Genomic DNA, 11,929 nt, shown 5'->3' with positions numbered 1-11,929 from the left:
TTATTTATCCTCCTTCAATAATTTTTGACGTAATTCTTCGTCCTTAATCAATGGGAAGCCTAACTTCTTCCGTTCTTCAACGAAGACCTTGGCAATCGCCTTTGCCATGTTCCGAATCCGTGCAAGATAACCGGCCCGTTCGGTTACTGAAACAGCTCCACGAGCATCTAACAGGTTAAATGTATGACTGCATTTCAAAATGTAATCATATGCCGGGTGAACGAGGCCTTCCTTGATCAACCGCTTAGCTTCCTTTTCATACGTATCAAAGGCATCTAAAAGCATTTCTTGGTTACTTTCTTCAAAGGCATACTTTGAGTGTTCATATTCAGGCTCCTTGAAGATGTCACCATACTTTACCCCGTCAGCCCATTCCAAATCAAAGACTGAGTTAACATCTTGAATGTATGATGATAACCGTTCAAGACCGTATGTAACTTCTGAAGCAACCGGTTTAACTTCGAGACCGCCAACTTGTTGGAAGTATGTAAATTGGGTAACTTCCATTCCATCAAGCCAAACTTCCCAACCAACACCGGCACATCCCATTGAAGGGTTTTCCCAGTTATCTTCAACAAATCGAATATCGTGTTCCTTAGGTTCGATTCCTAATGCCCGCAAACTATCCAAGTATAAATCTTGAATGTTATCTGGGTTTGGTTTCATCAAAACTTGGAACTGGTGGTGTTGATATAACCGGTTCGGGTTTTCACCATACCGTCCATCAGCCGGCCGGCGTGATGGTTCAACGTACGCAACGTTCCATGGTTCTGGTCCGATTGCCCGTAAGAATGTATATGGACTCATCGTTCCAGCACCCTTTTCAGTGTCATACGATTGCATGATCATGCAACCTTGCTTTGCCCAAAATTGTTGCAAAGTTAAAATAATATCTTGCATTGATAATTTCTTTGCCATTTCAATGCTCCTCCATTCAAAATTTTGAAGAAACGAATCAGCGCACAAAAAAATCCCTATGCAACGCCAATTCGGTTACATAGGGACGACTTCTTCAAATCGCGGTTCCACCCTATTTCTAGGAGATCCTAGCAGCTTAATTCGTAAGAAACTCCGAAAATGCCAATCATTAAAATTCGCATGTCTGCTTTCACCTGCCAGACTCGCTGTCTTTTGAACTTAAATGACCCTTTTTCATCAATGCTTCTCTTATATCCTGTCGCTATCATAGTCTAATTCGAATAGCTTGTCAAATCTTACTTACAGAACATTAAAACTGCTTCATAAATAATTGGCCCTAAAAGCGCAGGTAAAAAGTTCGCGACTTTAAAGTGTTTGATCTCTAAAATATCACATGCCAATGCAACGATCAAAAGCGAACCAACGGCACTGATTTCATTGATCGTGCCTGCATTCAACAATGGTTGAATAAACGAAGCGCATCCGTAAATGATTGCTTCATACAGAAAAACAAATGGTCCAGACAGCAATACACTGTATCCAAAAATCGCGCCATAGACTAAGGAAGTAATCAAGTCTAAAATCACCTTAAAGAGCATTAGGCTTGTTTTTCCCGCAAGCGCGACGTCGAGCGGCCCGACGATCGACATTGAACCCACACATTCAATCATGAAAACGGTAATAAATCCCTCCGCAAAATGCGGGTCAGAAGTTTTAAATTTCGTTTTCATCCAATCACCAAAATGATTGAACTTGCCATCAATGTCCAGCCAAACACCAACAACCGAACCGACAACTAAACTGACAAGCATTAGCAGCGGCTGTTTCGTTGCAATTGCGCCCTGGATTCCGATGATGCCAACACATAACGTTGCAATTTCCATCATCGAACTGATTTGTTTATCCGACAAGAACCGTTGTAACGGTTTACTCAATAATCCGCCGACTGTAATTCCGACTAGATCCAGAAAAACATAAAACATTTATTTCACCTAAATCATTTTTTATTCTTAGATAATTATCAAGTTAATTGGCAATAAATGCAAGCTAATTTTTAATTAATGGGTAAAGCCATAGGTCGTTTTCTTCTGTTCATCGCTGTGATGAGCTAAAACGTGCGCGTGATCAAGTTCTTCCAGACAGGCCTTAAAGTCTTCAATAAACTCAATGGCAACGTTCATTCCTAAATCTGCCCGGCAAACGATCCGTTGCACGATCAGATTGTTGAGGTTATCCGGCATTGGATACGTTGGAACTTGCCAGCCGCGCATCCGTAACCGGTCAGATAAATCGTATAAATTCCATTCTTGAGCGTGGTCATCTTTCAATGCGTAACACAGGATCGGTAAATGCTGTGCGCCGTTGACAACCTTAAATCTGCCCGTCTTCTTGATTTCTTTAATAATATACTTTGCTACCTCATGCGTCCGCTGATGAATTTCACGATAACCGTCAAACCCGTAACGCACAAAATTATAGTATTGACCGATGATTTGTGAGGCACTGCGTGAGAAGTTAATTGCCATCGTTGGCATTTCACCGCCAAGATAACTAACATTAAAAATCAAATCTTGCGGAACAAACTTTGCATCCCGCCATAATACCCAACCAATTCCAGGATAAACTAAGCCGTATTTGTGTCCCGATGAATTGATTGAAACGACATTTTTCAACTTGAAGTCCCATTCGATTTCAGGTTCAACAAACGGTGTGTAAAAACCGCCTGAAGCCGCATCAACGTGAATATAAACCTTGTAATCAGTATGTTTGTTATATTCTTCAACTAAATCGTTGAGTTTCTTAATGTTATCGTAGCGTCCCGTATAGGTGATTCCCATAATGCCGACGATCCCAATCGTATATTCATCAACGTAATCCATTACGGTATCCATATTCAACGAAAGATCATTTTCATCCAATGGAACTTCTCGTAATTCAATATCCCAGTATGTACAGAACTTTTCCCAGCAAACCTGATAGCTTGAAGAAATTACAAGGTTCGGTTTGTGAGCATTCAAATCCAGTCCAAGCTTTTCAGCCCGTTTCCGCCAAGCAAATTTCATTGCCAGGCCGCCAAGCATGCATGCTTCAGATGAACCAACCGTTGATGTTCCAAGATAATTGCCATCTTTCGGAGCATGCCATAAATCAGCCAAAATATTGACACACCGGTTTTCGATTTCCGTTGTCCGCGGATACTCAGATTTATCAATTGCGTTTTTCTCAAGCGTTTCCGCCATCAATTGGGTTGCTTCAGGTTCCATGTACGTTTGACAAAAAGTTGCAAGATTTTGCCTGGCATTTCCTTCATCTTCCAGTTCATCTTTAACCATCCGGTATGCCACGTCGGCCTGCATTGATTTCCGCGCAAGTTTATATTTCGGTAAATCAGCATCTTCATTTGGATTCCCAAAAATGGGATCCAAGTACTTTGACTCTTCCTGATCTTTCTTTCCAAATAACATAAAACATTCCTCCTATTTCTTTTGCTGACGTTTTAATTTTAAATCATGTTCTGTCAAAAATTCACCCCGGCCAATCGGATGAATAAATCGGTTGACGTCTTCACTGCGAACATGATGCAGTTTGAATTGATGATTGGCTTCGCCAAACCGATGACGAAACGCATAAATTACAAATGGAATAATGACCGCGATCACAAAACTTACAGTCAGTACAACTTGATACTTCCGCCCCTGAAGCGGTGATAATGTTGCCGGCGTAACGAACGAAACAATCAGTGCGAAAATCGACAATGCCAATCCTGAAAAGGCAAGCATCGTTTTACCGATTTTACCGCCGGGAGCATTATATGTCCGTTCTTTCGTTGAATACCGGTAAATCAGTTTAAAGTAACTGATAAAAATCAAAATATAGCACAACAGGTAAATTACCACGGTCAGTGAAACAGCCGCCAAAAATGAAACGTTATCCGTTCCGCCACCAAAAGTTAAAATTGCGTCCCAAACGGTAACAATTATTCCTTGCATAATCAAAACTGGAACAGGAACCCCATTCGAATTCAATTTACGGAAGGTCTGCGGTAACATCCCTTTTTGCGCAGCGACGTACATTCCCTTTGACGGGCCAATGATCCACGATGCAATTTCAGCTGCAACCCCAAAGGCAATCAAGAATGCCATCAGCTTTACAAACCACGTCATTTGACTTGTAAAATGCTGCATCAACGTATTAAACGCCTGAATGACACCCGCACTTAATGAAAGCTGTTTTTGTGGAACAACCATCGCAACGCTTAAGCCGCCAGTTCCGTCCAGAAAAATCGTTAATACCACCAGTATAATGATCACTAACGGATAATTTCGTTGCGGATTTTTCAATTCATTAACATGTGGGGCTGAGGCCTCAATGCCGCCAAACGCTAAAATAAATGAAGACGCTACAACCAGCGTTGAAAGTTGCGTAAAATTCGGCACAAACGCATGCCAACTAATTGGAATCTGACTATGCCCGCCCTTTACTAAATATAAAATGGCAAGCCCTAAAAAAATAACTGATGGAACCAAAATTCCGGCAACAAATCCTCCTTGAGCAATCTGGGCCGTCCGCTTGGTGCCTTTCAATTGCGTCAGCGTCAATCCCCAAAAGATAATTAAGACCCCAATAAACTTGATTACTGGATCGGTATTTAGCGCTGACCAGTTAAAAATGGATGCTAAAGCACCTAAAATAAAGTAACTCATCGTTACAAAACTGACCGTAACTTGAAACCATTCAAAAAAGATGGCGGCAAAACCCCATCGCTGGCCTAACGCATTGCTAACCCAACCATAGACGCCACCATCTTCCCATCCTTTTACACTTGCCATTTCTGCTGCTGCCAGTGAAATCGGCAAGAACCAAAAAATTCCGAAAATGATTACAAAAAATAATAAATGTAATTTAGCCGTCGCAAAGGTCGGGTACTCGTAAACCGTTAATACCATCAACGCCGTTAACGAAAGAAAATCAAACAGCGATAATTTTCGACTTTTTCCCATATCAAAATCTTCCCCTAAAATGAATTACTTCTTGGTCTTTAAATACTTTTCATAGTATTCTTCAAGCAATTCGTTGATCTTTTCAGCAATAACCCCATAGGCCTTGCTTGGTAAGTTGGCTTCTGAAACCCGGATAATCCCTGGTTGAGTTCCGAAACCAACTCCGTCCATTAAAATAACCCCATTGTCCTCAGAAAGCTTCATCAAGAAATCAATTTGAGCAAATGATTTTTCAAAGTACTTTCTGAATTGCTTGCCGTACTTCTCCTCGGCAAGCTTGTAAATATCGATCAAAGTATAGTATTTAGCATTTGTCCGTGAATTGTCCGCTTCAATTCCAAGGCCCTTAACTAAATCAGTATACCGCCGGTTAACCACGTACCGACATTCATCGATATACGCATCCGTTGAGCCGTTTGCATAAACTAAGTGGGTCAATGCAAACAGAACTTCCATCATTTGTTGCGGCGTTGAAAGTCCGGAAGTATGATAAAGTCCAATTGAACGGCTATCAGCGGCAATCCGTTCGATAAACGGCAACTTATCCGGATCAGTTTCAACTAACCGGTACCGGTCATTGATTGCAGCTTGTTCATCCGCCGGCAATTCATGAATCAACCGGTCAAAAATGTTATTTTCATTCATTGCAAGCAGCCCTAACCGCCAACCGGTTGCGCCGTAAAGTTTTGAAAATGAATAAATCAATAACGTATTTTCTGGCGCAACACTGTAAACGGTTTGGAAGCCATCAACAAACGTGCCATATACATCATCGGTAATGATCATTAAGTTTGGATTTTCCGTTACAATTTCCCGAATCTTATTTAAAACATCGTCGTCAAATGCCCGTGAAGCTGGGTTAGTTGGATTAACGATAAATAATGCTTTGATTGAAGGATCTTTTAATTTATCCAATTCGTCCGGATTAACCTTCCAATCATTATTTGGATCAGCTTGAAGCTTAACTTCAACTAATTCATAATCGTTTAACTTTGGAATTTGCAAATACGGCGTGAAGATCGGTGTATTGATTGCAATCTTATCCCCGGGCTTGATCAAATGGTTTTCAGCCAATGAGTGGAAAAGATATACAATCGCAGCCGTTCCGCCTTCAGTTGCCATTAACTTCGTTGAATCTGCAAGTTGCACGCCGTTATATAACGTTGATTCGAGGTACTTATTCAAAATAACTTCGGTATTTTTCAAAATCCGGTTCGGCGTTGGATAAGTATTTCCCATGATTCCGTTTGTTAATTCAGCAACGAAATCATCCAAATCCAAGTTCAACTTTTGTGAAACATAGTCCAAAATGTCCAAAATAAATTGGTCATTTTCATGAGCTTGCGGATCAAGAAAATCTTTTAAGCGCTCAGTGATTCCTTTCTTTTCAACGAAACCTGCTAAATCACGCCGGTTGATCGTCCGTTGCGATTCATCGATTCCAAACTCCGTTAACCGGGCAAACGCTAATCGCGCCTTGGTATTGATCCAGTTTGGATTTCCTTTCCCTGCATTTAAAAATTTATGATTGTTTTTCTTTGCTAATTTAAGCATTAGACTACTGATTTCAAAAGCCCCAAGTTTTTCTAAAGCTTTTTCTTGGCCAGCATCCATATTAAAATCTATCCCTTCTGCCTTTTTAAAATACACCTAGAAATTATACCAGTGTTTAAAATAAAATAAATAAGTTTTTAATTATTTTTATTTTTAAGAATTTTATCCCATGATCCCATCTGATCGATAAATTTTTTCGCTTTGACGTAAACGCCGACTTGACTGTTATAAATTTCATCCAGCGCCCGCCGTAAATTATGCTTCGTCGTTTCTTTTAAGCTGATCGAATTCAATTTCGTTAGATCAACAACGCTAAATTGCCGCAAAAAGTAAATCGTCCGTTTATCTAAATGTAACCGGTGCTCATCTAAATGCCAGTGCTCCTGGCATAACAGTCCGCCATACATTTCAGAATAATCAAACGGAAGATCATCGCGCCCGCAAACTGCACATGCCTGCCAGTTCGGTTGGACTCCAAAGCATCCAAGTAACTTAACCTCGATAATATTGGTAATGATGGCTGGATCATAGTCTTCGTCAATTAATTGTAACGCGGTTGCAAGCTGAGTAAACCATAAACTCGCCAAGTCTGGCTGATTACCAAATGCTTGGCGAGCTAATCCAAGAATATATGAGGCATACGCGTTAAGCTCAATATCTTGCGAAATTTCTTGGTACTGAGCAACTTCCCTCGTCGTCGTAATAAATGACAACCCATCATCATTGATTTTTCCAATATAAGTTCCGTGAGTAAACGGTAAAATGGCAGCTTGCATTCGAAAACCACGTTTTCGCGCTCCCCGAATAAAAAACGTCTTAAAGCCAAAGCGGTCAGTTAAAATCGTTACTAACATGTCGCGTTCCCGGTAATCTTGTCGACTAACAACAATTCCCGTAAACTCTTCGTCTGAATAACTTCCCACTAATTCACCTGCTTACTATTTCAAAAGTAAAATAACCCCGCCGATGGCAACGACAACAATTGCAGCGGCAAACCATTTTTCATACCGGGTGAAAATCGGTTCCCCAGGAGCTTGTTCTTTCCGGGCTTTGACAAACAACGGAATTCCAATCACGTATGCAATAAACGCAATCGTCACGTAATTAATTCCAGCTGAAATTCCCATGATCAAGGTAAACAAAGCTGCCAAAATCCCAGTTATTAATGCACTGATCCGTCCTTTTTGTCCCGGATAATTTGCTTGCTTGATTGAAAGTTTGATCAAATATAGTGCACTGATAAAGTACGGCGGAACCGTCATTGTTGCCACGATCGTATATGCCATTTGAAAGGCATCGTTTGCAAAGTGTGATAGCAGAATAATCAGTTGCATCACGACCGTTGCCGCAAAAAGCGAGAAGACTGGAACATGCTTCTTATTTTCCTTTGCAAAAATCTTTGGAAATGCTCCATCCTTGGCAGCAGCAAACGGCATTTCGGCTAACATCATTGTCCATGACAACCAGCATGACAAAACTGAAACGATCAGCCCGGCTGCAATGATCAACCGGCCGGCTGAACAGTGCATCGCCAACGTCAACAATTGAGCCGTTGATGGTGATACCATTCGGGCAATCTCACCATATGACAATAATCCTAACGGCAACAATGAAACAATGAAGTACAATGCAAGACACATAAAGTAACCAATTGCCGTTGCCCGCTTAACTTCAAGCTGCGATTTGGCTCGATCTGATAAGACAACCGCGCCTTCAATTCCACCGAACGCCCAAAGTGTAACGGTCATGGTCTTCAAAACTTGGTGGGGGATGCTTCCCAACGATTGATCATGCAACGCTGGAATTGATTGGGATGCACTGAAGTTGGTTGTAAACGTGACCCACTTAAAGTGAATTGCCAATGCAACGATGATCAATACGATAACTGCCACCCGGACAACCGTTCCAACAACCGTTACCCAGCCGGCTTGTTCAATTCCGTATGCAATGATAAACGTCATTCCCCACAAAATAATCGTGGCGCCAATAACTGATGGCCAATTATTTCCGCCGCTAAACTTTTCTGGGAAGAAATAATTCAGCGTACTCATAATCAAAACCGCATATGCAACGTTTGAGAAACACTCACAAATCCAGTAACCCCATGAAACAAAAAAGCCTGTAAACTTTCCAAAACCGGCTTCGCCATACTTGTATAACCCCGTCGTTAAATCCGGTTTTAATTCCGTCAGTTTCAAAAACATTGAGGTTACAAACCACATTCCAATTCCGACAACGATCCAAGCAATAATTTGAGCTTTTGCTCCTGCAACCGATGCCATGTTTTTCGGTAAATCAAAAATTCCGCCCCCAAGCATCGCACTCAAAACGACACTTGCCAGGCTTAATAATCCGAGTTTCTTTGTTTTGTTGTTTTCCATTTAACTTCGTCCATTCTTTCAAATTTTTCTTTCTGGTTCATTATTTTTCAATTTCATGCATTCGTGGATGTCGATGGGCGAAAACAAGGCGTTTTATTTGAATTTGTTGAAGAAAAATTTTCATGTCATCCACAGTCCTTTCAATACTTTATTTCAAATTATACCAATTATTAATCAAGATTACACCTATTAATTTCGAAACCAACCGAATTATTAACCTTCATCTCGCAGTTATGCTAGACTTACTCGATAGAAAACAATAATTATTGGGGTGAATTAAATGACTTATCTGTTATACGGGGTCCTAATTATTATCGGTTTGATCACTGGCGGAATCACGAGTCTTGTTGGTGCCAGCGCGGTTACCCTGATTGTACCAACCCTTTCAATGCTCTTTCACGTTGATGTTCATACTGCAATTGGAACCAGTCTTTTCGTTGATATCGTAACCTCGATCGTTGTATCGTACAATTATTATCGGAAGGGCCATGTTGAATTAAAATCCGGTCTTTGGATCGCAATTGCGTCAATTATCGGAGCGCAAATTGGAGCAACCATCGCCAACCAAACTAAAGGCATTACCCTTTCCGGCCTGTTCGGTGTTTTATTAATTTTTTCTGGAATCAGTCAGTTGCGGAAAGCGAAAAAAGGAAATCAAAAACCGCAAAAACAAATCAATTTTAAACATCAATGGACTGAGATTTTAACCGCCGTTTTAATCGGGATCGCCATCGGAATTATTAGCGGAATCTTCGGTGCTGGTGGCGGCGTCATGATTTTGCTTGCGTTGGTTGTAATTCTTGGATACCCAATGCATACAGCGGTTGGAACATCGACCTTGATCATGGCCATCACGGCCCTTTCATCTGACGTAGGATATTTTACGCATGGACACATTAATTTCCTTTATGGAATCTTACTAGCTATCGGTGCTGTTATCGGCGGAATGCTCGGATCAAAGTATGCCAACAAGATCAATGATCAAAAGTTAGCTGTTTTCCTTGATATTTTCTTCATTATTATCGGCATTATCATGCTTGTGCAAATGGTAGGTTAATTCAATGAAACAAATTACATCTGACGTCTATTTAATGAAAATGGCTCAAACAGATTCCCGTGCCCCACAAGTTAATGTTTATTTTCTCAAAAATGAAAAATTATTAATTGATGCAGGTCCTGATAACTACCCATGTTATTTGGAATTACAACAAAATTTGAAAAGCCTTGGAATCAACCTTAAACAGGTATCCGTGGTTATAACCCACCACCATCCAGATCATGTCGGATTGTTAAAGTACTTTCCTGAAGAAACCGCAGTCTATGCTGATTCAGGAGTCCGATACTACGGAACAACTGCATATTTAAATGCAATTGAAGAACAAACCCAACAACTGCAAATCTTGGGCATTCCGCCGCATGCCATTGATCAGATAAAGGCTCAGCTTCAAAAGCGTTTTTTACCTTTCCTAGAAAACGTTAACTTTAAAGATTTGAATCGGTTACCTGTTTCTTCTATTCGGATTCACCGTTTACGCGGTCATTCACCGGCCGACATTGTTTTTCAAAAGGATAATTTCTTTTTTGGCGGGGACCTGATTTTAAAAGGAATTTACTTTAACGTTCTTTTAGACATTGATCCGGTTAACCAAAAACTTTGCCTTTTGAACCAGGAATACGAACAGAATATCAAGAAGATTTTAACGACGTTTAAAATCCAAACGTGGTGCCCGGGGCATGGCGATTCAATGAACCTTTCGAGTTTAGTTAAGGTCAACCACAAATACCAAAAACTTCGACAACTGATTCATCAACGAATCACTCAATCTTTTTCATTTTCTGACTATGATTCAGCAGTTCGTGAGATTTACAGTTACTTTCCACGTTTAAACGATTATTTTTATTTATCTGATATTTTAACGGTGATTAAATGAAAACGAGGTTGTGGTCCAAGGATACAACCCCGTTTTGTTTAAAGTGGATACTCCTGTTTAATTTTAAAGTAACTGCCGCGAATCGTCCCCGCCAGTTTGGACCGCATTTTCGCAAATTTGAATTTACCTTCAAACTCTTTCGGAACGTCCATGTGGTCGCTTAATTTAAAGCCCACGGCCCGCTTTTGCGGATCATCGAGATCATACATTACATTGATCGACAATCCATTTTGATAAAACACGTATAAGTGACGGACACGTTCAGTCGTAAAGTCAGCCACTTCAAGTGGTTGATAATTAAATTTCAAATCCCGTTCAGCAACGATTCGATCAATCATTTGAATAATGTCTGGTCGCTCAGATGCTGGGAAAGTAACAAACTTTGTTTTAAAATGATTCCAATAATACCGGGCTTCATTGGCCCTTAATCCGGCAAGCTCCTCAGTAAATGGTGAACTTTCTAACCCTTCAATATCTACATTTTTAAAATCGATTTCGCCCATTTTTAACCTCCAGATTTGTAAATCTTACTAAATTATTTTGCTTTTTGCTTAAGAAACCGCCAATCGTAATTATTTAAAGCCGTTTTCTTATACTTTAAATTCAATAGCTATTACAATAAACTTGTAAAGAGAATTTTACAAATAAACTAATTATAAGGGGTTATCACTTATGGATTACGCAAAGGAAGAAGCAAAGTTATTAACGAAGATCAATGATCAAATTGAAAAACTTGATATCAATTTATCCAAGATGGGAAGTGCTGAAAATAAGCTTGCTCATTTCGCCGATCAAGAAAAAGCGTTACATGATCTGCACAGCATCATTCGCGATGGAAAGAAAATTGACCATGTCGAAGAACGGGCCGAAAAGCAATCCGAAAAAGAAGTCCAAAATTGGATCAATGACGAAAACAGCACCGTTAACAAAATTGAACGTAAAGTTGATGATTTGATTGGAACCCTTTCAAATGTCAGCGATGATGATTCAAAAATCAAAAGTTATGTTGAACAAAAGAAAGTGATTGGTGATATCAAATCAATCATCAAAGAATTCAGCAAATAATTAAGTATTAAGGAGAGACTGTGACATAAGTTGCAGTCTCTTTGTTATTTCCGCATAATCGGGTTCCAAAACAAACGAG

Annotated in this window: 11 protein-coding genes; 3 read left to right on the top strand and 8 right to left on the bottom strand. The window is 40.1% G+C overall.

The genetic code is table 11. From position 1 onward, the window contains the following. The 7 genes from glyQ to FC33_RS04520 form a co-directional block, all read right to left on the bottom strand. On the bottom strand, window positions 1–918 hold the full coding sequence (gene glyQ, locus FC33_RS04550; protein ID WP_057827435.1) for a glycine--tRNA ligase subunit alpha: 918 nt from the start codon (window positions 916–918) through the stop codon (window positions 1–3). A 296-nt stretch (window positions 919–1,214) separates the two neighbouring features. Further along, window positions 1,215–1,901: a DUF554 domain-containing protein gene (locus tag FC33_RS04545; protein ID WP_057827434.1), complete on the bottom strand. Its 687-nt coding sequence runs from the start codon at window positions 1,899–1,901 to the stop codon at window positions 1,215–1,217. A gap of 75 nt (window positions 1,902–1,976) precedes the next feature. Further along, window positions 1,977–3,383: a glutamate decarboxylase gene (gene gad, locus FC33_RS04540; protein ID WP_057827433.1), complete on the bottom strand. Its 1,407-nt coding sequence runs from the start codon at window positions 3,381–3,383 to the stop codon at window positions 1,977–1,979. A gap of 12 nt (window positions 3,384–3,395) precedes the next feature. Next, entirely contained in the window at window positions 3,396–4,919 is a 1,524-nt protein-coding gene (gene gadC, locus FC33_RS04535; protein WP_057827432.1) for a glutamate/gamma-aminobutyrate antiporter, read from the bottom strand. Between the two features lie 24 nt (window positions 4,920–4,943). Beyond that, window positions 4,944–6,533 carry a bifunctional aspartate transaminase/aspartate 4-decarboxylase gene (locus tag FC33_RS04530; RefSeq protein WP_057827431.1) on the bottom strand — a complete coding sequence of 530 codons (1,590 nt, stop codon included), beginning with the start codon at window positions 6,531–6,533 and terminating at the stop codon, window positions 4,944–4,946. A gap of 77 nt (window positions 6,534–6,610) precedes the next feature. Next, window positions 6,611–7,396 carry a DNA repair protein RecO gene (recO, locus tag FC33_RS04525; protein ID WP_057827430.1) on the bottom strand — a complete coding sequence of 262 codons (786 nt, stop codon included), beginning with the start codon at window positions 7,394–7,396 and terminating at the stop codon, window positions 6,611–6,613. Between the two features lie 15 nt (window positions 7,397–7,411). Beyond that, a complete protein-coding gene (locus tag FC33_RS04520; RefSeq protein ID WP_057827429.1) occupies window positions 7,412–8,854 on the bottom strand; it encodes a basic amino acid/polyamine antiporter in 1,443 nt (480 codons plus the stop codon). A 280-nt stretch (window positions 8,855–9,134) separates the two neighbouring features. On the opposite strand from FC33_RS04520, the gene FC33_RS04515 reads away from it, so the two are divergent. Then, window positions 9,135–9,911, top strand: coding sequence for a sulfite exporter TauE/SafE family protein (locus FC33_RS04515; protein WP_057827428.1), 777 nt, complete (start codon window positions 9,135–9,137; stop codon window positions 9,909–9,911). A gap of 4 nt (window positions 9,912–9,915) precedes the next feature. Beyond that, window positions 9,916–10,785 (top strand): MBL fold metallo-hydrolase, encoded by an 870-nt coding sequence (locus FC33_RS04510; protein WP_057827427.1) that lies wholly within the window; start codon window positions 9,916–9,918, stop codon window positions 10,783–10,785. Between the two features lie 38 nt (window positions 10,786–10,823). Here FC33_RS04510 and FC33_RS04505 read toward each other — a convergent pair whose 3' ends face one another. Further along, the gene (locus FC33_RS04505; RefSeq protein WP_057827426.1) at window positions 10,824–11,288 is read right to left on the bottom strand and encodes a hypothetical protein; all 465 of its coding nucleotides are present in this window, start codon (window positions 11,286–11,288) and stop codon (window positions 10,824–10,826) included. 169 nt (window positions 11,289–11,457) lie between these two features. Between FC33_RS04505 and FC33_RS04500 the strand changes: the two genes are divergently transcribed. Next, a complete protein-coding gene (locus FC33_RS04500) occupies window positions 11,458–11,850 on the top strand; it encodes a hypothetical protein (RefSeq protein WP_057827425.1) in 393 nt (130 codons plus the stop codon). Window positions 11,851–11,929 lie beyond the last annotated feature (79 nt).

This window comes from Ligilactobacillus aviarius subsp. aviarius DSM 20655, assembly GCF_001436315.1.
Lineage (GTDB): Bacteria > Bacillota > Bacilli > Lactobacillales > Lactobacillaceae > Ligilactobacillus > Ligilactobacillus aviarius.
The sequence above is the reverse complement of the archived record's forward strand: the minus strand, read 5'-3'. Positions and strand labels throughout refer to the sequence as shown.